The organism is Aliiroseovarius halocynthiae (assembly GCF_007004645.1).
GTDB classification, from domain to species: Bacteria; Pseudomonadota; Alphaproteobacteria; order Rhodobacterales; family Rhodobacteraceae; genus Aliiroseovarius; species Aliiroseovarius halocynthiae.
The window spans coordinates 510,929-533,897 of the sequence record NZ_ML660019.1; the positions used below are offsets into that span (position 1 = coordinate 510,929).

The 22,969-nt window shown below is 58.2% G+C and carries 18 protein-coding genes; 15 read left to right on the plus strand and 3 right to left on the minus strand.

Annotated elements, in window-relative coordinates; genetic code table 11:
- The first annotated feature begins 12 nt into the window (after positions 1 to 12).
- From gcvT to FIL88_RS02655, 4 genes are all read left to right on the plus strand, one after another.
- Positions 13 to 1,110, plus strand: a complete 1,098-nt coding sequence (gene gcvT / locus FIL88_RS02640) for a glycine cleavage system aminomethyltransferase GcvT (RefSeq protein ID WP_142852258.1) — start codon at positions 13 to 15, stop codon at positions 1,108 to 1,110.
- An 18-nt stretch (positions 1,111 to 1,128) separates the two neighbouring features.
- Positions 1,129 to 1,494, plus strand: a complete 366-nt coding sequence (gcvH, locus tag FIL88_RS02645; protein ID WP_142852259.1) for a glycine cleavage system protein GcvH — start codon at positions 1,129 to 1,131, stop codon at positions 1,492 to 1,494.
- 59 nt (positions 1,495 to 1,553) lie between these two features.
- On the plus strand, positions 1,554 to 4,406 hold the full coding sequence (gene gcvP / locus FIL88_RS02650; RefSeq protein WP_142852260.1) for an aminomethyl-transferring glycine dehydrogenase: 2,853 nt from the start codon (positions 1,554 to 1,556) through the stop codon (positions 4,404 to 4,406).
- Positions 4,407 to 4,509: 103 nt separating this feature from the next.
- The gene (locus FIL88_RS02655) at positions 4,510 to 5,445 is read left to right on the plus strand and encodes a helix-turn-helix domain-containing protein (protein WP_221931120.1); all 936 of its coding nucleotides are present in this window, start codon (positions 4,510 to 4,512) and stop codon (positions 5,443 to 5,445) included.
- A 3-nt stretch (positions 5,446 to 5,448) separates the two neighbouring features.
- Here the strand turns inward: FIL88_RS02655 and FIL88_RS02660 are convergent, their stop codons facing one another.
- Complete coding sequence (locus tag FIL88_RS02660; RefSeq protein WP_142852262.1) at positions 5,449 to 6,219, minus strand: beta-keto acid cleavage family enzyme; 771 nt, start codon at positions 6,217 to 6,219, stop codon at positions 5,449 to 5,451.
- Entirely contained in the window at positions 6,216 to 7,535 is a 1,320-nt protein-coding gene (locus tag FIL88_RS02665) for an aspartate aminotransferase family protein (protein ID WP_142852263.1), read from the minus strand. Before FIL88_RS02665 ends, FIL88_RS02660 begins: the two co-directional genes overlap by 4 nt.
- Before the next feature lie 116 nt (positions 7,536 to 7,651).
- Between FIL88_RS02665 and FIL88_RS02670 the strand changes: the two genes are divergently transcribed.
- From FIL88_RS02670 to FIL88_RS02695, 6 genes are all read left to right on the plus strand, one after another.
- Complete coding sequence (locus FIL88_RS02670) at positions 7,652 to 8,527, plus strand: MurR/RpiR family transcriptional regulator (RefSeq protein WP_246066593.1); 876 nt, start codon at positions 7,652 to 7,654, stop codon at positions 8,525 to 8,527.
- 27 nt (positions 8,528 to 8,554) lie between these two features.
- Positions 8,555 to 9,523: a TAXI family TRAP transporter solute-binding subunit gene (locus FIL88_RS02675; RefSeq protein ID WP_142852264.1), complete on the plus strand. Its 969-nt coding sequence runs from the start codon at positions 8,555 to 8,557 to the stop codon at positions 9,521 to 9,523.
- 122 nt (positions 9,524 to 9,645) lie between these two features.
- A complete protein-coding gene (locus tag FIL88_RS02680; RefSeq protein ID WP_142852265.1) occupies positions 9,646 to 12,261 on the plus strand; it encodes a TRAP transporter permease in 2,616 nt (871 codons plus the stop codon).
- Positions 12,258 to 12,692 carry a universal stress protein gene (locus FIL88_RS02685; protein ID WP_142852266.1) on the plus strand — a complete coding sequence of 145 codons (435 nt, stop codon included), beginning with the start codon at positions 12,258 to 12,260 and terminating at the stop codon, positions 12,690 to 12,692. Before FIL88_RS02680 ends, FIL88_RS02685 begins: the two co-directional genes overlap by 4 nt.
- A gap of 118 nt (positions 12,693 to 12,810) precedes the next feature.
- Positions 12,811 to 14,016 (plus strand): AMP-binding protein, encoded by a 1,206-nt coding sequence (locus tag FIL88_RS02690; protein WP_142852267.1) that lies wholly within the window; start codon positions 12,811 to 12,813, stop codon positions 14,014 to 14,016.
- Positions 14,013 to 15,116 carry a thiolase family protein gene (locus FIL88_RS02695; protein ID WP_142852268.1) on the plus strand — a complete coding sequence of 368 codons (1,104 nt, stop codon included), beginning with the start codon at positions 14,013 to 14,015 and terminating at the stop codon, positions 15,114 to 15,116. The genes FIL88_RS02690 and FIL88_RS02695 overlap by 4 nt, the downstream gene beginning before the upstream one ends.
- On the opposite strand, the gene FIL88_RS02700 is transcribed toward FIL88_RS02695, so the two are convergent.
- Positions 15,113 to 15,793: a nitroreductase gene (locus FIL88_RS02700; protein WP_142852269.1), complete on the minus strand. Its 681-nt coding sequence runs from the start codon at positions 15,791 to 15,793 to the stop codon at positions 15,113 to 15,115. The genes FIL88_RS02695 and FIL88_RS02700 overlap by 4 nt on opposite strands.
- A 406-nt stretch (positions 15,794 to 16,199) precedes the next feature.
- Here FIL88_RS02700 and acs point away from each other — a divergent pair, with 406 nt between their 5' ends.
- From acs to FIL88_RS02725, 5 genes are all read left to right on the plus strand, one after another.
- Complete coding sequence (gene acs / locus FIL88_RS02705; RefSeq protein WP_142852270.1) at positions 16,200 to 18,170, plus strand: acetate--CoA ligase; 1,971 nt, start codon at positions 16,200 to 16,202, stop codon at positions 18,168 to 18,170.
- Entirely contained in the window at positions 18,170 to 18,853 is a 684-nt protein-coding gene (locus tag FIL88_RS02710) for an adenylate kinase (RefSeq protein WP_142852271.1), read from the plus strand. Before acs ends, FIL88_RS02710 begins: the two co-directional genes overlap by 1 nt.
- Positions 18,854 to 18,917: 64 nt before the next feature.
- The gene (locus FIL88_RS02715; RefSeq protein WP_142852272.1) at positions 18,918 to 19,178 is read left to right on the plus strand and encodes a DUF4212 domain-containing protein; all 261 of its coding nucleotides are present in this window, start codon (positions 18,918 to 18,920) and stop codon (positions 19,176 to 19,178) included.
- Positions 19,179 to 19,193: 15 nt separating this feature from the next.
- Positions 19,194 to 20,981: a sodium:solute symporter family protein gene (locus FIL88_RS02720; protein WP_142852273.1), complete on the plus strand. Its 1,788-nt coding sequence runs from the start codon at positions 19,194 to 19,196 to the stop codon at positions 20,979 to 20,981.
- 103 nt (positions 20,982 to 21,084) lie between these two features.
- Entirely contained in the window at positions 21,085 to 22,920 is a 1,836-nt protein-coding gene (locus FIL88_RS02725; protein WP_142852274.1) for a putative nucleotidyltransferase substrate binding domain-containing protein, read from the plus strand.
- Positions 22,921 to 22,969: the final 49 nt, after the last annotated feature.

The window sequence follows — 22,969 nt, forward strand, 5'->3', positions numbered from 1 at the left end:
AAGGTAACGGCCATGACCGACACCCCCAAACGCACTCCACTTTATGACCTGCATGTCGAACTTGGCGGCAAGATGGTTGACTTCGCTGGCTGGGAAATGCCCGTTCAATACCCGATGGGGATTATGGGCGAGCATAAACACTGCCGCGAGAAAGCCGCGCTTTTTGATGTCAGCCACATGGGGCAGGTGATCCTGAAAGGCGACAGTATCGGCGAGAAGCTGGAAAGCATCTGCCCGCAGGCCTATGCCACGTTGAAAGAAGGCAAAGCGCGCTATGGCTTCTTCACCAACGAAGACGGCGGCATCATGGATGACCTGATCGTCTCGAACGCTGGGGATCATTTCTTTGTCGTGGTGAATGCCTCGATGCGTCATCAAGACATTCCGCACATGGCCGCCAATCTGGACGGCGTCGAAGTGATTGAAATCTTCGACCGCGCTCTGGTCGCCGTGCAAGGCCCCAAGGCCGAAGATGTGGTGGGTGAACTTTGCCCCGCTGCCCGTGACCTGACCTTCATGGAAACCACCGTCGCAGACATCAACGGTGTCGAGTGCCGCATCTCGCGTCTGGGTTATACCGGTGAAGATGGCTATGAGATTTCGATCCCCGAAGATCAGGCCGATGCCGTTGCACGCGCCTTCTTGGCCCATGACGATTGCGAACCCGCCGGTCTGGGTGCACGTGACAGCCTGCGTCTGGAAGCGGGTCTGTGCCTTTATGGCAATGATATCGACCAGTCGACCTCGCCCATCGAGGCAAGCCTTAGCTGGGCCATCCAGAAGCGTCGTAAAGAAGAGGGCGGCTTCCCGGGTGCGGATCGCATCCAGCGCGAGCTGGTCGAAGGTGCCGCGAAAAAGCTGGTCGGCATCAAGCCCGAAGGTCGCGCCCCCGCCCGTCAGCACGTGGAAATCCAATGTGCCGAAGGCAACACCATCGGCGAGATTACCTCGGGCAGTTTTGGCCCGACCGTCGGCGGTCCGGTTGCCATGGGTTATGTGGCCAAGGGCCACGGCGAGGTTGGCGAGAAAGTGAACCTTATCATTCGTGGCAAGGCCCAGCCTGCCGAGATTGTCGCGCTGCCCTTCGTGCAGCAAAACTACAAACGCTAAGACAGGGAACATCCTGACATGACTACCTATTACTCTGAAGAGCACGAATGGATCACCGTTGAGGGCGACATTGCCACCATCGGCATCACACAACACGCTGCTGACCAGCTGGGCGAGATCGTCTTCATCGAGCAGCGCGAAAGCGGTGACGAGTTCGAAAAAGGCGACGAGATCGGCGTGATCGAAAGCGTGAAAGCCGCATCGGAAATCTATGCGCCGGTGGATGGTGAAGTGGTTGAAGCCAACGGTGCTTTGGAAGACACTCCCGGTGCATTGAACGAAAGCCCGGAAGGCGACGCCTGGATCTATAAGGTCAAGCTGGCGGACGCGTCGCAGCTGGACGACCTGATGGATCTGGATGGCTACAAAGCCCTGATCGGATAAGAACAGACCGCCCGCCGGGTTTCTGGCGGGTTACTTCCCCCCTGCACGAGGATCAAAGCATGGCCTTCAAACTGACCGACTACGAAGCCTATGACTTCGCCAACCGCCGCCATATCGGCCCCTCTCCGACCGAGATGCGCGATATGCTGAAGGTGATTGGCTTCAAGACGCTTGATGAACTGATCGACGCAACGGTTCCGCCCGCGATCCGCCAAGAAGAGGCGCTGGACTGGGGTCCCGCCATGTCCGAGCGTGACGCGCTTTTCCACATGAAACAGGTCGCGTCGAAGAACAAGGTTCTGACTTCGCTGATCGGGCAGGGGTACTATGGCACCACGACGCCTGCGCCCATTCTGCGTAACATTTTGGAGAACCCGGCTTGGTACACGGCCTATACGCCCTATCAGCCCGAGATTTCGCAAGGCCGTCTGGAAGCGCTTTTGAACTATCAGACCATGGTCTCGGATATGACCGGTCTGGAAGTGGCCAACGCATCGCTGCTGGACGAAGCCACCGCCGCTGCCGAAGCTATGGCCATGGCGCATCGCGGTTCGCGCTCGAAAGCCAACAACGCTGCGTTCTTTGTTGATAAGAACTGTCACCCGCAGACCATCGCTGTGATCAAAACCCGGGCCGAGCCTTTGGGCATTGATGTACAGGTTGCCGACCCCGATGCCTTGGACGCGGGCGCCGTGTTTGGCGCGATCTTCCAATATCCGGGTACGGAAGGCCATGTGCGTGACTTCACCAAGGAAATCGAAGCCTTGCATGAACACAAAGCGATTGCCGTGGTCGCCGCCGACATTCTGGCGCTGGCACTGCTGAAATCGCCGGGCGAAATGGGCGCAGACATCGCTGTTGGTTCGACCCAGCGTTTCGGCGTTCCGATGGGGTATGGAGGCCCGCACGCTGCTTATATGGCGACGACCGACAAGTTGAAGCGCGCCATGCCCGGCCGTATCATCGGTGTGTCGATCGATGCGCGTGGCAACAAAGCCTATCGTCTGGCCTTGCAAACCCGCGAGCAGCACATCCGCCGCGAAAAGGCGAACTCGAACGTCTGTACCGCACAGGCTCTGCTGGCCGTCATTGCGTCGATGTATGCCGTGTATCACGGCCCCGATGGCATCAAAGCGATTGCCCAGTCGGTGCACCGCAAAACATCGCGTCTGGCTGCTGGTCTGGAAGAGCATGGCTTCTCAGTTGAGCCGGAGGTCTTCTTCGACACCATCACCGTCGAGGTCGGCCCGCTGCAGAAAACTGTTATGGAGGCTGCCGTTGCACGCGGTGTGAACCTGCGCAAAGTCGGCGAGACCAAAGTCGGCATCAGCCTTGACGAACAAACCCGTGCGGAAACCATCGAAGCCGTCTGGGGAGCCTTTGGCATCGACCGTCAGGATGACAGCTCGAAGGTTGCGTATCGCCTGCCGGATTATGCCCTGCGTGAAAGCGCCTATCTGACCCACCCGATCTTCCACAAGAATCGGGCCGAGGCCGAGATCACCCGCTATATGCGTCGTCTGGCTGACCGCGATCTGGCGCTGGACCGTGCCATGATCCCGCTGGGTTCGTGCACCATGAAGCTGAACGCGACGGTCGAGATGATCCCGGTCACATGGCCCGAGTTCGGAAACCTGCACCCGTTCTGCCCTGAGGATCAGGCGCAAGGCTATCACGAGATGATCGCCGACCTGAACGACAAGCTGTGCCAGATCACCGGATATGACGCGATTTCGCAGCAGCCGAACTCGGGTGCGCAGGGTGAATACGCGGGTCTTCTGACCATCCGCAACTATCACGCGGCACGTGGCGAAGCGCACCGCAACATCTGCCTGATCCCAACTTCGGCGCACGGCACCAACCCGGCGTCTGCGCAGATGGTGGGCTATAAGGTTGTGGTCGTGAAATCGGATGACGATGGCAACATCGATTTGGAAGATTTCCGTTCGAAGGCGATCCAGCACTCGGATGATCTTGCGGCCTGCATGATCACCTATCCGTCGACCCACGGCGTGTTCGAGGAAACCGTGCAAGAGGTTTGCCAGATCACCCATGATCACGGCGGTCAGGTCTATATCGACGGCGCCAACATGAACGCCATGGTCGGCCTTGCCCGTCCGGGTGATGTGGGCGGTGACGTCAGCCACCTGAACCTGCACAAGACCTTCTGCATTCCGCATGGAGGGGGCGGCCCCGGCATGGGTCCGATTGGTGTGAAAGCTCACCTGACCGAGCACCTGCCGGGTCACCCGGAATACGGCACTGCCGTTGGTCCGGTGTCGGCTGCACCATTCGGCTCTCCCTCGATCCTGCCGGTCAGCTGGGCTTATGTTCTGCTGATGGGCGGTGCGGGTCTGACCCAAGCCACCAAAGTTGCGATCTTGAACGCCAACTACATTGCGGCGCGTCTGCAGGATGGGTACAACATTCTGTACACGTCCAAGACTGGCCGTGTGGCGCACGAATGCATCCTCGACACCCGCCCGCTGGCGGACGAGGGTAACGTGACTGTGGATGACGTGGCTAAGCGTCTGGTCGACAGTGGCTTCCACGCGCCGACCATGTCGTGGCCGGTGGCTGGCACGCTGATGGTCGAGCCGACGGAAAGCGAACCCAAGGCCGAGCTGGATCGCTTCTGCGAGGCTATGCTGTCCATCCGGGCAGAGGCGCAGGACATCATCGACGGTAAGATCGATCCCGAAAACAACCCGCTGAAACACGCCCCCCATACGGTGCGTGATCTGGTGGGCGAATGGGATCGTCCGTACACCCGCGAACAGGCTTGCTTCCCTCCCGGCAACCTGGGTGTTGACAAGTACTGGCCGGCAGTGAACCGCGTGGACAACGCCTATGGCGACCGCAACCTGATTTGCACCTGTCCGCCGATGGACGCCTACGAAGACGAGGCATAAACCCTTCCCCCGCCCGGTCCTATTGGGGTCGGGCGGGGTCTCATAATGTCGTACCAGATAACGGGATGCATCTATGAATATTCAAAACACTTTAATGGCGCCCATGAACGATCTGTCTGCTATCGGACCTATTCAGGGCATCACAATCATCGTTCCTGATCGCAGCCATGTCGCACTTGCAAGCGTCTTTCGCGACTTCTTCATCTCGCTCGATCAGTTCACCAACGCAGAAACGCCGCGCGATCTGTCGGTCTACACATTGGACAGCTGCCCAACCCACGATCAGGCCTATTGGCGGGGTCGCACCGTCGTATTCTGGAGCGATTTTCACGCCCGCTGGCAGTTGGACAACAAGCAACTGAATCGAGCGCATCAATTGCTGCGCTTGAGCCGCCAATGTGTATTGGTCGGGGGCGGAGTGTTCGCCCTGTGCAAATCGGTGTGCGCCAGCCGCACGGTGTTGGCCGTTCACCAAAATCTGCGGTTCGTGGCCGAGGAAGAGGGGCTGTTTTGCTTAGACAACGGCGCACCTTTCGCCATTGATGGCCGGATCTGCAGTGCAACCAGCATTTTCGCTGCCCTGCGCCTGTTCCTGAAGCTGCTCGAGGCTGAAATGGGCGGGTTCTCGGCTGCGACTTTCGGCGACTATGTTGGGCTTGAGGTCTCGGGCGAGCCGTTCCATGGCAAGCAAGAGCATCTTATCAAGCGCTATTCCGGCGGGGATCGGATCATCGGTGACTGCGTGGCGGTGATGCTGGAGCATCTCGAGAACACGCTGTCGATCGTCCAGATCGCTAAGATCATGAACGTGTCATCGCGCCAGCTGCAGCGCCGCTTTGCCACACAGCTGGGGGTCAGCCCGCTGACTATTTATCGCAGTCTCCGCTTAGAACGCGCCAGCCAGCTGGTGCAACAGACCAGTTATTCCATGCACGAAATTGCAGCGGCGACCGGGTTTGGGACACGGTCCAGTCTGGTACGTTCGTTCAAGCAACAATTTGGCATGTCACCGACAGATGCCCGTGCGAAGATGTTTTAGAGCCTAAGTCAGTTTGGCACAGGCTTTCACCAACTCGGTCACGCGCGCGGCGTTGTCTGTTGCGATAGATCCGTCTGCATTCTGACGCGAGTTCTCGAAACCGATCCGGCATTTCCCGCCCATCTGCACAGCGCGAACGAGGGCAGGGGTCTCGTTCTGGCCAAAGGCGCAGACGGCCCAATCGGGCGATAGGTCGGATTTTTTCAGCCAGTCCAGGAACGGATCCAGCTCTCTCGGGTCGGACTTCTGCCCGACCGCATAACGGCCCAGCACGAAGATCAGTTGCAGTTCAGGGGCGCCTAGAAACCGGTCATCCAGCACGCGGGTCAGAAGCTTGGCGTCATCGACATCATAGAGGATGTGCTGCACGGCAATGCCGCGCTGATGGCACTCGTTATAGAACGCGCGCGTCGTGTTGTGATCATCTCGGCACAGCTCGCGGACCGAGGCCGAGACCATATTCGCCCCTGACTTCAAGGCGACATGCCGTTGGTGCGCCGGGTCATACATGCCAACGGCCTCGGTCGTGATTTGCACGGGAAAGCCGGGCATTTCAGCGCGGAACAGATCAAGCGCGCTGGCGTAAGCGCCAGCATCCAGAAGATGTTTTCCATGCGCATCCCGCAAATGCAGGTGCAGCCCGTCGACGCCTTCAGCGTGACAGGCCTGCGTGGTTTCCAAAATCTCTTCTGGGGTCATTGGAAGGGCAGGGTGGTCGGCCTTGGTCAGACGCGCGCCATTGGGGGCGAGCATGATCTTGGGAAGGGGCGTCACAGTACCTGCTCCAGTGACTTGGACAGTTTGCCCACCAGCTCGTCAATCTGATCATCCGTAATGATGAAGGGGGGCGCCAGCAACACATGATCTCCAAGCTGCCCGTCAATCGTTCCGCTCATCGGGTAACAGATCAGGCCGTTCTCGAACGCCTGTTTTTTCAGACGCCCCGCGACGCCGCGCGCCGGGTCGAAAGGTGCTTTGCTATCACGATCTGCCACGATCTCGAGCCCGCGGAACATACCACGTCCGCGGATGTCGCCGATATGAGGGTGCTGACCGAACTCGGCCTGCAAGGCGTCGTTCAGACGATCCCCCATCTTGGCGGCGCGCGCAGTCATTCCGCCTTCGGTCAACTTGCGCACAACGGCATCTGCAGCCGCCGACGCGACCGGGTGGCCAATATAGGTGTGCCCGTGTTGAAAAAAACCGCTGCCTTGTGCAATCGCATCATAGATCGTGTCCGTACACAGCATGGCCCCGATCGGCTGATAGCCGGCCCCAAGCCCTTTGGCGATTGTGATAATGTCGGGCGACACGTCGTCTTGTTCGCAGGCAAACAGCGTCCCTGTGCGACCCATGCCGCACATGACTTCATCCAGAATCAGTAGGATTTCGTATTTATCGCAAATCTCGCGGATGCGCTTCAGATAGCCTTTGACAGCAGGAACCGCCCCCGCAGTCGCGCCCACGACAGGCTCGGCCAGAAAGCCAACGACGGTCTCGGGACCGAGGCGTAGAATCTCGTCCTCTAATGCATTTGCCGAGCGAAGACCGTATTCCTCTTCTGTTTCGCCATCGTGTCGCAGTCGGTACTCATAGCAAGGGTCGATATGGCTGGCAGACATCATCAAAGGGTCGAACGGAGCGCGGCGCCACATGTTGCCACCGGTGCCCAAGGCGCCCAGCGTGTTGCCATGGTAACTTTGTTTTCGGGCGATGAATCGCGTGCGCTGCTCCTGCCCGGTCTCGATCATATATTGGCGTGCCAGTTTCAGCGCGGCCTCGACCGCTTCGGACCCGCCGGACACCAAATAGACCCGCTCGATTCCCTCGGGCGCATGGGCAACCAGACGATCTGCCAGTGATTCTGCGGGCTCTGATGTAAGAAAACCAGTATGCGCAAAGCTAAGTTTGTCGATCTGATCGTGCATCGCCTGTGCCACGTCGGGATCCGAATGACCAAGGCAAGACACGGCTGCGCCACCGGATCCATCAAGGTATCTTTTCCCTTCGGAATCAATTAGGTAAATTCCTTCCCCACGCGTCGCGACAGGAAGGTTTGATTTGCAATGACGTGGGAAAATATGTGACATGGTACCCCCTTGCACACCCCAATGATTTTGATGCCATTGAAACAAATAATGCTGCAATTGACAATAAGTGAAACAAAGGGAACACTGCACATGTCCAAGCAGGGAGGCATCTGGACGTGAGCACGCGTGAACGCGAAAGCTTCGAAAAGAGGCTGGCTTTGGCCTATGGTGACCTCAGTGGCGCATTGCGTACTGCGGCGGATTATCTTGTGGCCAATCCGCTTGATGCGGTGTCTCGCCCTTTGCGTACCGTGTCGAGCCAAAGCGGTGTATCGCCTGCAACGTTTTCACGGTTGGCCCGCGCGCTGGACTATCCTGGGTTTGACGAGCTGCGCGATGACATGCGTGCAAAGCTAGATCGCAAGGTGAATAATTTTGCCGACCGGGCAGGGCAGCTTCAAAAAGACCACGCTGACGGTAAATCGGATTTCGTGCAGGCCCATTTCGCAGCGTGCGAGAACAACCTGAAACAGACCATGGACGGGTTGGATCGGGATGCGATTCGCGAAGTCGCCGACCGTCTGGCGGCGTCGCGTAAAGTATTATTGCTGGGTGCGTTGGGGTCGACAGGCGTCGTAGAGTACCTGTCATATATGGTTAATTTTTGCGCGGATAACTGGATTTTGGCCAACCGCATGGGTGCCTCGTTAGGAGGAGCCTTGTCAGGTCTCGATAAACGTGATGCACTACTTATAGTTACCAAGCCGCCATTTGCTGTTTCAGTGATCAAGGCAGCCAGGCTTGCGCGTGAGTTAGGGGTTTTTGTCGTGGTGATCACGGATACGCATACATGTCCTGCGCTGGAATACGCGTCGACAGGGTTCACCGTGTCGACCGAAAGCCCGCAGTTTTATTCGTCCTACGTGTCGACGATCTTTTTGATCGAGGCCATCGTCGGAATGGTGGTCGGACGCTCTGGCGTCGCCGCGCAGGACCGAATAGCAGAAGTCGAACTTCACAACCGGCAGCTTGCCGAAGTGTGGAGCGAGTAACCAAACATCAATCAAGGGAGAAAACTGATGTTTCAAGGATTCAAGATTGCATTTGCAGGTGTTACCGCCGCTGCGGTGATGGCACCGGCTGCTTTCGCAGAAGAATTCATCACCATTGGCACCGGCGGTGTCACAGGTGTTTATTATCCGACCGGTGGTGCGATCTGCCGTTTGGTAAACAAAGGCCGTAAAGACCACGGCGTGCGCTGCTCGGTCGAATCGACCGGTGGTTCGGTGTACAACATCAACACCATTCGCGAAGGCGAACTGGAATTTGGTGTGGCTCAGTCGGATTGGCAGTACCACGCCTATAACGGCACGTCGAAATTCGAAGATGCTGGCAAGTTTGAAGGCCTGCGCGCTGTATTCTCGGTTCACCCCGAGCCCTTCACCGTCGTGGCCCGTGCCGACAGCGGCATCAAGACTTTCGAAGATCTGAAAGGCAAACGCGTCAACATCGGCAACCCCGGTTCCGGTCAGCGCGGCACCATGGAAGTTCTGATGGAAGCTCTGGGTTGGACTTCGGCTGACTTCGCACTGGCAACCGAGCTGAAAGCCTCGGAACAGTCGGCTGCGCTGTGCGACAACCAGATCGACGCCATGGTTTACACCGTTGGCCACCCCTCGGGTTCGATCCAGGAAGCCACCACCGCGTGTGACTCGGTTCTGGTTGAAGTGTCGGGTGACGTTGTGAACAAGCTGGTCGAAGACAATTCGTTCTATCGTACAGCCACCATTCCTGGCGGCATGTATCGCGGCAACGATGCTGACACCACTACCTTCGGCGTAGGCGCGACCTTCGTCAGCTCGGACGCCGTATCGGAAGATGCAGTTTACGCCGTTGTGTCGTCGGTCATGAACAACATCGAAGACTTCAAAGGCCTGCACCCGGCTTTCGCCAACCTTGACCCTAAGGAAATGGCAACTGCTGGTCTGTCTGCTCCTCTGCACCCCGGTGCCGAGAAGTACTATAAAGAAGCTGGTATCATCGAGTGATCCGCTAACAAAAACCAGTCGGGGGGCGTTTATCGCCCCCCGATTGCATGACCCGGCGAAAGATCGGGCTAGGTTTGAGAATGAACAAGTGAGGTCGCTTTGGTGACCGAGGGAGATACCAAATGTCCACGAAAGAAGAACGCGCGCTAAGCGAAGAGGAGCTTCAAGAGCTCGTCGCCGCCAGCGATACCGGTGCGCGAAACCCGCATGGTGCAGTGGGGCTGATGATCGCCGCCGTTGCGCTGATCTGGTCGATATTTCAGGTGCTTCTGGCGTCGCCCGTTGCGCCTTATGTGCTGCCCGGTGACCTAATCAACAACTCGCGCCAGTTCCATCTGGCCTTCGCAATTTTCTTGGCCGCGATGGCCTATCCTTTGTTTAAGTCCAGCCCGCGCGACTATATCCCGTGGTATGACTGGGTGCTTGGGATTGGCGGGGCGTTTTTGGCGCTTTATGGCTATTTCTTCTATGACAAGATCGTCGCAAATGGCGGTCTGGCCGACCAGTCTGACGCCTATTTCGCGCTTGCGGGTCTGACCTTCCTGTTCATCGCCGCGTATCGCACGCTTGGCCCCGTTATGGTGGCCCTTGCGATCGTATTCCTTTTCTATGTGTTCTTCGGTTCATCCGAAGTTGTGCCTGACCAGATCCGCTGGGCCGGTGCGTCGCTTCGCAAAGCCATGAGCCATATGTGGATCACATCCGAAGGTGTCTTTGGTATCGCGCTGGGCGTGTCGACCAAGTTCGTCTTCCTGTTTGTTCTGTTCGGCGCCCTTTTGGACCGAGCTGGGGCAGGCAATTACTTCATCAAAATGGCGTTTGGTGCCCTTGGCCACCTGCGCGGCGGCCCCGCGAAAGCGGCGGTTGTCGGCTCGGCGGCCACCGGCCTGATCTCGGGTTCGTCGATTGCAAACGTTGTGACCACCGGTACCTTCACCATCCCGCTGATGAAGCGCGTTGGCTTCTCGGCTGAGAAAGCTGGTTCGGTTGAGGTTGCATCGTCCGTGAACGGTCAGATCATGCCGCCCGTTATGGGCGCAGCCGCGTTCCTGATGGTGGAATATGTGGGCATCTCGTATGTCGAGGTCATCACCCACGCCTTCCTGCCTGCGATCATTTCCTACATCGCGCTGGTGTACATCGTGCATCTGGAAGCGGTGAAGAACAAAATGCCGACTATTGGCAACAAGGTCGTGTCGATGGGCAAGACCATCGGCGGGATGTTCGCCTTCTTCGCAGGCTTCGCGCTTCTGTGCTATGCCACGCAGTACCCGGTTGGCTGGATCGTTTCGCTGTTCCCGGAAGGCTCGGGCTGGATCTTGTCGATCCTGCTTTTCGTGATCTACGTGGCGCTGATCTATTTGGCGTCACAGGTTCCCGATTTGGAACCTGATGATCCCAATGCCGAAGTGGTCGAGCTGCCGGACGTGGCCAAGATTTACAAGTCGGGTCTGTACTATCTGATGCCGATTATTGTGCTGGTCTATTTCCTAATGATCGAACGCAAGTCGCCCGGCCTGTCGGCCTTTTGGGCCACGTTCCTTCTGTTCGGTATTCTGCTGACACAGAAGTCGTTCAAGGCGTTCTTCCGGGGTGAAAGCAACCCTGCCGGGCGCCTGCGCGATGGCGTGATGGACTTGATCGAAGGTATGATCGACGGCGCACGCAACATGATCGGGATCGGTCTAGCGACGGCTACGGCGGGTATCATCGTCGGCACCGTATCGCTGACCGGGATTGGTCAGGTGATGGCGGACTTTGTCGAGTTCCTGTCCGGCGGCAACCTGATCCTGATGCTGGTCTTCGTGGCGATCTTGTCGCTGATCCTTGGGATGGGCCTGCCGACCACGGCGAACTATATCGTTGTGTCCTCGCTGATGGTGGGCGTTGTTGTTGAACTGGGCGCGCAGTCCGGCCTTGTTGTGCCGCTGATCGCTGTACACCTCTTCGTCTTCTATTTCGGGATCATGGCGGACGTGACGCCCCCTGTGGGGCTCGCAAGTTTCGCGGCAGCAGCTGTGTCGGGTGGTGACGCCATTCGAACCGGTTTCACTGCGTTCTTCTATAGCTTGCGCACCGTGGCCTTGCCGTTTGTCTTTATCTTCAACACGGATCTTCTGTTGATTGATGTGACGATCACGCAAGGGATTATCGTCTTCATCGTCGCAACCATCGGCATTCTGGTCTTCACGGCAGGCACCATGGGCTTCTTCCTGACGAAGTCGCGCATCTGGGAAACTGTTGCCCTTCTGGTCATTGCGTTCGCGCTGTTCCGTCCGGGCTTCTTCATGAACCAGATTCAACCGCCCTTCACGCAGATCGAACCCGCTCAGCTTGAGCAAGCGATTGGCGACGCCAATCCCGGTGATCCGCTGCGTGTCGTGATTTCTGGTCCAGACTTTGACACGCTTGAAGTCAAAGACCTGACAGTGGTTCTGAACGTGCCGGAAGCCGAAGGCGGCGCGGCCCGTCTTGATGCGTCAGGTATTGCGCTGATGCCGGAAGGTGACGTGATGCGGATTGACGAACCGATGTTCGGCACCCCGTTGTCTGACAAGCTGTCGACCTTCGATTTCTACGGGGATGATCCCGTTCAGATCTCGGCAGTGCAGGCGCCTTCGAACCAGATGCCGAAAGAGCTGATCTTCATCCCGGCACTGCTGCTGCTTGGCCTTGTGGCCTTCCTGCAGTCGCGTCGCGCCAAGGAAGAAGAAATCATGGAAGGAGAAGTGGCATGACCAAGACCATTCTATGTGCCGTTGATATCAACCGCCCGAAAGCCGAAGCGAAAGTGCTTGAGCAAGCTTTCAAGCTGGCACAGGTCGAAGATGCCCAACTTGATGTGATCACGGTCGTTCCTGATTTCGGAATGAGCGTGGTCGGAGCATTCTTCGATGAAAGCCACGCGCAGAAAGCCAAAGACAAAGCGCATGCGCTTCTGTCCGAAATGGTTGAAAACACCATCGGGGCCGAGGCGAACGAAAAAGTTCGTCATATCATCGGGGTTGGCAAAGCCTATCATGTCATCCTGACCACTGCAGATGCGGATGGGGCGGATCTGATTGTACTGGGCGCGCATAAGCCAGAGGTCTCGGACTATCTTCTGGGGCCGAACGCGGCACGGGTTGTGCGTCACTCGACCTGCTCGGTCTATGTGGTGCGCGGCTGACAGGTCGCCTGATAGGAAACTGAAACGGGCGCGGCGCAGGCTGCGCCCGTTTTGTCTTGGGCTTCCCCTTGCAGTGCGACGCACGTAGAAAGGCGCAAGCACATCAAAGGATCATACCGTGACCGCGCAGCGCTTTCGGCAAGACAGTGACAGTCAAGTTCATCTGCCCGGCCTGAATGGCCCGGCGCAGGCGCGACGTGCGGCCTTGGCGGTTCAGGATTTGATTGCGGGGCTGCGTGATGGGGCCAGCCTTTGCGCCCGCCAGATCGCCGACCCACCGATTGTGCTGTGGCAGACCAAGGACGGGCAGCAGGTTTTGCAATGTCAAAGCTCTGGCTCTAGTGGAGCGCCCAAAACGATCCAGCGCCGCCCTGAAAGCTGGATCAGCAGCTTCGAGATTACGCGCGATCAGTTCGGTGCGGGAGCAGATACGCCCTATGCGGTGCTGGGCGATCCGGGGCATTCCTTGGTGTTGTTCGCCATTTTGGAGGCATTTCATCTTGGGGCGGATCTGGCGGTGCTTGCGGGCCTCTCTCCGCGTTCTCAGCTGTCTGAAATGGCCGGGGCAGGCACGCAGATCCTGTACGCCACACCCGCGCAACTGCGGCTGCTTCTGAAGGTGCAAACTGCGTCGCTTGATGACATGCAGCTGGTTTTCTCGGGCGGGGGTAAGCTGGATGCGGATACGGCAGAGGCTTTGGGCGAGCTTTTCCCAAACGCAAAGCTGTGTGAATTTTTCGGGGCGTCCGAAACCAGCTTTATGACCATCGCGCCCAGTGGAACGCCCATCGCCTCGGTCGGGCGGGCCTATCCGGGGGTCCAGATTGATCTGCGCGACACGCAGGGTGGATCGGTTGGGCAGGGACCGGGCGAGCTGTGGGTGAAAAGCCCGTACTTGTTTGATGGTTACAGTGACGGTGATAGTCCTGACACGTGTTGGCAAGATGGTTGGTTAACAGTAGGCGAGATGGCGCAGTTGGATGATGACGGCTTTCTGTATCTTCTGGGCCGCAAGTCGCGCATGGTGACGGTTGCGGATCACAATGTTTTCCCGGAAGCGGTTGAGGCCGCGATCTTGCAGCTTTGCAAACGGAGATGCTCGGTTGTCGCGGTGCCGGATGCTGCACGGGGGCAGTCGCTTGTGGCTGTAGTCGAAAACGCTCCATCAGATGCACTGGCTGTAAGAATCAAGGATCATTGCCGCATCGCTTTGGGTGTTCCATCGACCCCTCGCAAGGTGCTGTTTGTCGAAGCCCTGCCAATGCTGCCTGCTGGCAAGCCGGACCTGCCCGCGATTGAACATATGGCAAAGGGGGCGTCATGAGCACTGCTTGGATTATCGGCGCGTGCCGTACGGCTGTTGTCCCACGTGGCGGCGCATTTGCGGCGCTGGAAATCCATGACCTTGCCGCGCCGGTGATCCAAGACCTGCTGGCCCGCACAGGCCTTGCCCCTGAGGATGTGGGAGAGGTCATCTTGTCCAACGCGCTGGGTGCCGGCGGCAACCCGGCCCGCGTCGCGGCTTTGGCGGCGGGATTGCCGCAAACCGTCGGCGGGCTGAGCATTGATCGTCAATGTTGTGGTGGCCTGGACGCGGTGATGCTGGCGCAGGCCATGGTGTTGTCAGGGCAACATGATGTGGTGATCGCGGGCGGTGCGGAAAGCTATTCCCGCCGTCCTTTGCGATATCGGACCTTTGCGGATGGGCGCGGCCCGGAACCCTATGACCAGGCGCAATTCACCCCTTGGACTGACCGTGATCCCGATATGACCGAAGCGGCCGAGGCGTTGGCCCGGAAGTTGGGCATCTCGCGTCAGGCGCAGGATGACTGGGCCGTGGCCAGCCATCAGGCCGCCGTGACCGGACATCATAGGGACGAGATTGTTCCGCTTGAACGCCAAGAGCGCGATGCCTTCACGCGAAATCTTACGCAGCGCCTTTGTGACCGCGCCCGTGTGGTGACAGGCAGTATAACGGCGGCCAATATGGCAGTTGCTGCAGATGGTGCCGCCTTCGTTCTGGTGGTGTCCGATCGCATTGCATCGCGGCTTTCCACCCCGAAAATCCGGATCGAGGCCGGATCCAGCCTTGGCGGCAGCCCGGAACTGCCGGGCATTGCTCCGGTCGCCGCGATTAACGCCGCCATGGCGCGTGCGAACCGCACGCTCGGCGACCTAACCCAGGCAGAGATTATGGAGGCCTTCGCTGTGCAGGCCATCGCCTGTCAGCAGGGGGCGGGGCTGCCGCGTGAGCTCGTTAACCCCAACGGAGGCGCATTGGCGCGGGGCCATCCCATCGGCGCATCGGGTGCGATCCTTGCCGTGGGATTGTATCACGCGCTTTTGAGGCAGGGTGGGGTTGGCGTTGCTGCTATTGCGGCTGCGGGGGGGCTGGGCAGCGCGCTGATCTTGTCTGCGCCTTAGTCGTCGAACCCATGAAAGCGGGTGAAGACGTCCAGCGGATCACGCTCTGTGCGGAATTGGTTTACCGGTGCGGCCTCGTCCTTCTTTCCGACGGCAATGCCACAAACCACCAAATCATCCTCGGGCAAGTCAAGATGGTCATGTACAATATGTCCGTAATTGGCCAACGCGCCGATCCCCGTCGCGCCATATCCCAGATCCTCTGCCGCCAGAAGGAAGGCCATCAGCGACATGCCCAGATCCATGAAGCAGCCCTTGCCCATGTTTTGGTCAATGGTCACGACCAAGCCGACGGGGGCCTCGAAGAACGCATAGTTCCGCGCAAACTGCGCGCGTCGACCCGCCACATCGCGTTTAGCAATCCCCAGCGCTTGATACAGGGCGTATCCTGCGGCCCGTTGACGGGCCTTCAGCTCGGTCGGCATCGGGATCGGGAAATAGGAATACGCGCTGACAGGCTGTTCATTCCGGTCCAGCGCAGCCTGTAAAGCATCCGTCAGCCCGGACAACGCAGTTCCCGTTAAGATGTGGAACTTTCCGGGTTGAAGATTTGCCCCGCTGGGCGCTTTGCGTGCAGCTTGGCAGATCTGTTCAAGATCGGCCTTTGGAACCGGGTCATTTGTGAAGGCACGCACGGAATGGCGCTGTGACAGAAGGTCTTGGAACGAGCTTTGCATGATTGGGGATGTGCCTTGCTGGGCCACTGGGTGTCAAGCCACGGGTGACTCTAAGTCAAGGCCGGGAGTATGGGTGTAGGTGGTGATAGAGTGGATTTGTTCGCCTTATGGGATCATTATGGTCGGAATAATATCAGCGATATGGGCTGCTATGGGGATGGGTATTTTTACATTTCCAAACTTGTCGACTTCACTATATTAACAAGCATAAACAGTATATTAAGAAGTTATTGGAGGTAAAATTAACAAGTCTGATTGGGGTAGTTAAACAAGTTTACACAAAATCTGTTGTTTAGATGTGATTAATCCTCCAGTTTTCAAGGCAAGTTGCGGAATAATCCTTATTGGCGAATTCCCGGCCCACGCGCTCCGGTCGCGTTTGGAGGAAAATCTGGGAGGAACCTGAATGTCGTCGCAAGCTACGGCTGATAAGACCTATGCTCCGTCTGCGGAGTTTGTCTCGAATGCGCATATTGATGCCGCGAAATACCAAGAGATGTACGCTGCATCGGTGAATGATCCAGATGCCTTCTGGGCCGAGCAAATGACGCGCTTGTCCTGGACGAAGACACCGACCAAGATCAAGAACACCACCTTTGAGCATCCTGACGTGTCGATCAAATGGTTCGAAGACGGCGAACTGAACGTCTCGGCGAACTGTATCGACAGGCATCTTGAGACGCGTGGCGACCAGGTTGCGATCATCTGGGAATCGGATGATCCGAACCTTGATAAGAAAATCACGTATAACGAACTGCACGAGAAAGTCTCGAAACTGGCCAACGTGATGAAAGGCATGGGCGTCGGCAAAGGCGACCGCGTCATTCTTTACATCCCGATGATCCCCGAAGCGTCTTACGCGATGCTGGCCTGTGCCCGCATCGGAGCGATCCACTCGATCGTATTCGCGGGCTTCTCGCCCGAGGCACTGGCGGCTCGCGTTGAAGGCTGTGGCGCTTCGCTGGTGATCACCGCTGACGAAGCCCCCCGTGGTGGCCGCAACACGCCCCTGAAAACCAACGTCGACGCCGCCTTGGCCCATGGCGATCTGGGCAACACCCCGGTTCTGGTGGTCGAGCGTACCGGGGGTGATGTGCCGATGGTGGATGGTCGTGACCATTCTTACACTGCGCTGATGGCAGACGCGTCTGCTGACTGCCCGCCCGAGGTCATGAACGCAGAAGATCCTTTGTTCATCCTGTACACGTCGGGGTCGACCGGCCAGCCGAAGGGTGTTCAGCACTGCACTGGCGGCTATCTGCTTTGGGCTGCGATGACCCACGAGTATGTCTTCGACTATCATGAAGGCGACATTTACTGGTGTACCGCTGACGTCGGCTGGGTCACCGGCCACAGCTATATCGTCTATGGCCCGCTGGCCAACGGCGCGACCACGCTGATGTTCGAAGGCGTTCCGACCTATCCGGATGCTGGCCGTTTCTGGGCCGTGTGCGAAAAGCACAAGGTGAACCAGTTCTACACCGCCCCCACCGCAATCCGTGCCCTGATGGCACGTGGCGAAGAATTTGTGACCAAATATGATCTGAGCGACCTGAAGGTGCTGGGCACCGTGGGCGAGCCGATCAACCCCGAAGCCTGGAATTGGTACAACGACGTTGTCGGCAAAGGAAATTGCCCGATCGTTGACACCTGGTGGCAGACGGAAACCGGTGGTCACCTGCTGACCCCGCTGCCCGGCGCGACCGCAACCAAGCCCGGTTCGGCCACCACGCCTTTCTTCGGCGTGCAGCCTGTGATCCTTGAGCCGACCACCGGCGAAGAGATCGTTGATACCGAAGCCGAGGGCGTTCTGTGCATGAAAGACAGCTGGCCCGGCCAGATGCGCACGGTCTATGGCGACCATGACCGTTTCGTCGCGACCTATTTCGCGGACTATAAGGGCTATTACTTCACCGGTGACGGCTGCCGCCGTGACGCGGATGGCTATTACTGGATCACCGGCCGAGTGGACGATGTGATCAACGTATCGGGCCACCGCATGGGTACTGCCGAAGTGGAAAGCGCTCTGGTCGCGCATGCCAAGGTCTCAGAGGCCGCCGTGGTTGGCTTTCCGCACGACATCAAGGGGCAGGGCATCTATTGCTACGTCACCTTGATGGACGGCGAAGAGTATACCGACGATCTGAAGGTCGAGCTGCGCAACTGGGTCCGTCAGGAAATCGGCCCGATCGCCAGCCCCGATCACATCCAGTGGGCCCCGGGCCTGCCGAAAACACGTTCGGGCAAGATCATGCGCCGCATTCTGCGCAAGATCGCCGAGGATGACTTTGGGTCGCTGGGCGACACCTCGACACTGGCCGATCCGTCAGTGGTTGAAGATCTGATCGACAACCGCATGCAGAAGGCTGGCGCATAATGGACGTTGCGACGACAACCGCCGCGCCCGTTCTGATCCTTCTCGGCCCTCCGGGCGCCGGGAAGGGCACGCAGGCCCGGATGCTGGAAGACAAGTTCGGACTTGTTCAGCTGTCCACCGGAGATCTTCTGCGCGCAGCAGTCGCAGCAGGGTCTGACGCGGGCCTTGCTGCAAAAGCCGTTATGGAAGCAGGTGAGCTGGTCTCGGACGAGATCGTGATCAATATTCTGCGTGATCGTCTGGCAGATGCCGATGCGGCCCGCGGCGTGATCCTTGACGGTTTCCCCCGCACCACCGTTCAAGCCGAGGCGCTGGACGCCCTGCTTGCGGAAAGCGGTCAGAAGATTAACGCAGCCGTCAGCCTTGAGGTTGATGACGCTGCAATGGTGACCCGTATTTCGGGCCGTTACACCTGTGGCGGTTGCGGTGAGGGGTATCACGACGAATTTAAGCAGCCCGCCAAGGATGGCGTCTGCGACAAATGCGGCGGCACGGACATGAAACGCCGAGCCGACGATAACGCCGAAACCGTGGGAAGCCGCCTAGTGGCCTATCACGCACAAACGGCACCGCTCATTGCCTATTACGCGGGCAAGGGCAGCTTGCAGAAGGTCGATGCCATGAAGGCCATCGATACCATTGCAGGTGACCTTAGTGAGATCGTTCAGGAAGCGATCGCATAAGAAAGGGAAGGGCGGGGGCGCAAGCGCGACCCCGTTGGAGGAACTTCACAGGGAGGAGGCTTTCATGGCCGACAACTCATCAAACGACGCATATTGGTCCGCCAATTTGCGCATCATTGTGATCAGCCTGATTATCTGGGCGATCGTATCATTCGGATTCGGCATTCTGCTGCGCCCGATGCTTTCCGGCATCGCGGTGGGCGGAACCGATCTTGGTTTCTGGTTCGCTCAGCAAGGGTCGATCATTGTCTTCTTGATTTTGATCTTCAACTACGCGTTCCGCATGAACAAGCTCGACCGTGAACACGGCGTAGACGAAGAATAAAGGGGCCAGAAACAGATGGATCAGTTTACGATCAACCTGCTGTTTGTGGGCGCGAGCTTCGCGCTTTACATCGGCATCGCAATTTGGGCCCGTGCGGGCTCGACCTCGGAATTCTACGCCGCAGGGCGTGGTGTTCACCCGGTCACCAACGGTATGGCGACGGCTGCTGACTGGATGTCGGCTGCATCGTTCATTTCGATGGCTGGCCTTATCGCCTTTACCGGTTACGACAACTCGTCGTTCCTGATGGGCTGGACCGGCGGCTATGTGCTGCTGGCTCTGCTGCTTGCGCCTTACTTGCGTAAGTTCGGCAAGTTCACCGTGTCGGAATTCATTGGTGACCGCTTCTACTCGCAGACGGCCCGTATCGTGGCTGTTGTCTGCTTGATCGTGGCCTCGACTACTTACGTTATCGGTCAGATGACCGGCGTTGGTGTCGCATTTGGTCGCTTCCTGGAAGTTGACAACACAACCGGTCTGCTGATCGGTGCTGCTGTTGTGTTCGCCTATGCCGTTTTCGGCGGCATGAAGGGTGTTACATACACTCAGGTTGCTCAGTACGTTGTGCTGATCATGGCCTACACCATTCCGGCGATCTTCATCTCGCTGCAACTGACGGGCACTCCGATCCCGGCGCTGGGCCTGTTCGGCGAGCATGCTGCTTCGGGTGAGCCGCTTCTGGCGAAACTGGACGCAATCGTGACAGAGCTTGGCTTTAACGAGTACACCGCGCACCACGCCGACACGTTCAACATGGTTCTGTTCACCCTGTCGCTGATGATCGGTACCGCTGGTCTGCCGCACGTCATCATGCGCTTCTTTACCGTACCTAAAGTATCGGACGCCCGTTGGTCGGCCGGTTGGGCCTTGGTATTCATCGCTCTGCTGTATCTGACTGCTCCGGCAGTTGGCGCCATGGCGCGTCTGAACATCTCGGAAATGATGTGGCCGAATGGCGGCGTCAATGGCGAAGCTGTAAGCGTCGAGCAGATCGAGAACGAAGAGCGTTACGACTGGATGAAAACGTGGCAGAAAACTGGTCTTCTGAACTGGGAAGACAAGAACGGCGACGGCAAGATCCAGTACTATAACGACAAGTCTGAAGCTATGCAGGCAATGGCCGCTGAAAAAGGCTGGACCGGTAACGAGCTGACCAAGTTCAACCGTGACATCCTGGTTCTGGCCAACCCCGAAATCGCCAACCTGCCGGGTTGGGTGATCGGTCTGGTTGCTGCTGGTGGTCTGGCTGCTGCGCTGTCAACCGCTGCTGGTCTGCTTCTGGCGATCTCGTCGGCTGTATCGCATGACCTTATCAAAGGTGCGATCAACCCGCAGATCTCGGAAAAAGGCGAACTGTTCTCGGCACGTGTGGCCATGGCAGTTGCAATCGTTGTCGCAACCTATCTGGGTCTGAACCCACCGGGCTTCGCAGCACAAACCGTGGCACTTGCCTTCGGTCTGGCCGCCGCGTCGATCTTCCCGGCTCTGATGATGGGTATCTTCTCGACCAAGATCAACAACACCGGTGCTGTTGCAGGCATGATCGCAGGTATCTCGGTTACCTTGATCTATATCTTCCTGCACAAAGGCTGGTTCTTTGTTCCGGGCACCAACAGCTTCACCGATGCTGATCCGCTTCTGGGCACCGTTAAGTCGACTTCGTTCGGCGCAATTGGTGCAGCGATCAACTTCACTGTTGCATACGTTGTCTCGGGCATGACCAAGCCGCTTCCGGCAGAGATCAAAGAGCTGGTTCAGTCGGTTCGCGTTCCGCGCGGCGCCGGTTCGGCTCAGGATCACTAAGTTGGTTCTGGCGGGTGGCCCAATGCGGCGACCCGCCCCCTTTTAAATTTGTCCCGTCCGGTGTCATATCGGGCGGGACTAACTTTTACAGAAGGCAGCGAATATGCCCCTGAGCACAGATCAGATTTTCCGGTTTCTGAAATCCGTTCACCCTTATGACGCTCTGCCTGCCGAGGTGATCGAGACTTTGGTCCCGACCCTTCAAACCCGCGCCATCAGCGCCGCGGATCAGGTCTATGCTTTCGGTGACACGCTGCCCGGCGTCTTCATCATCTATGAGGGCGAGGTCGAGGTCACGGACGAGAACGGTTCGGTCGTGTCACATCTGGGGTTACGCAATTCTTTTGGCGAACGTGGGCTTTTGCGGGATGGCACAGCCGTCACCAATGCACGCGCTGCGACGGATGCCACGCTTCTGATCCTGCCGGTAAATCAGGTCCACGCCCTGATTGCCGCCGAAGACAAGGTGAAGCGTTTCTTCGACCGCTCGCGCGCGGACCGAGTTTCCAAGCAGGATCATCAAGACCTCGCGACCACGCAAGTAGACACGCTGATGGCCGCCAATCCTGTGACCTGCCCCCCTGCGACCACGGTGCAAGAGGCCGCGATCTTGATGCGTGACCGCCGCGTGTCATCGCTGTGCGTCACCGAGGGTGATACCTTGAGCGGCATTCTGACCACACGCGATATGTCGGGCAAAGTGCTTGCCGCCGCATTGCCGGTCGAAACGCCTGTATCGCAGATCATGACATCTAATCCCATTACCCTTGCGCCATCCGCCATCGGGTCGGATGTGCTGCACGTGATGATGGAGCGGCGTGTCGGTCATGTGCCCATCGTCGAAGGCGGCAAACTGGTCGGCATTGTCAGCCAGACCGACCTGACCCGCTTTCAGGCCGTCAGTTCCGCCGAGTTGGTGCGCGAGATTGCGCAGGCCAGGACGGCCGAGGAAATGCGCAAGGTTACCGCCCGCATTCCGCAGCTTCTGGTGCAGTTGGTTGCAGGTGGACGTCCCCATCAGGTGGTCACACGACTGATCACCGACATTGCCGACACCTGTACCCGACGCCTTCTGGCACTGGGCGAAGCCGCGCTTGGACCGGCGCCAGTGCCCTATTTGTGGGCTGCCTGCGGATCGCAGGGGCGGCAAGAACAAACCGGCGTGTCCGATCAGGATAACTGCATGATTTTGCACAACGATGTGACGGATGCAGATCGCGACGGATACTTTGCCGAGCTCGCCAAATTCGTCTGTGACGGGCTGGATGTCTGCGGCTATTTCTATTGTCCCGGCGACATGATGGCGACGAACCCACGTTGGTGCCAGCCGCTATCTGTGTGGAAAGGCTATTTCGACGGCTGGATCGCCAAGCCCAGCCCGGAAGCGCAGATGCTGGCCTCGGTCATGTTTGATCTGCGGGCGATTTCGGGGGATGAAAGCCTGTTTGAAGGTCTTCAGAAAGACACGCTGGCGATGGCGGCGAAGAATTCAATCTTTGTGGCGCATATGGTGTCGAACTCATTGAAGCACACGCCGCCCCTTGGCCTTTTGCGCGGCTTTGCCACGATCCGCTCGGGCGAGCATAAGAACCAGCTGGATATGAAGCATAATGGTGTTGTGCCCATCGTCGATCTCGGCCGCGTTTATGCGCTGCAGGGCGAGTTGAAAGAAGCCAACACCCGCGCCCGGCTTGAGGCTGCGATCCATGCCGGCGGCCTTAGCCAATCGGGCGGGCAGGATCTGTTGGACGCTTATGACCTGATCGCCGACACGCGGCTGGAACATCAGGTCGCTGAAGTTAAAGCCGGTGGAAAGCCGGACAATTATCTGTCGCCCTCGGATCTGTCCGAGTTTGAACGTAGCCATCTGCGCGATGCATTTGTGGTGGTGAAATCCATGCAAAGTGCGATCGGGCATGGGCGCGGGATTTTGGGCTAAGGCAGGTCAGAACTGGGCCGAAACCGGCCAAACGGGTAGGGAGGAAACG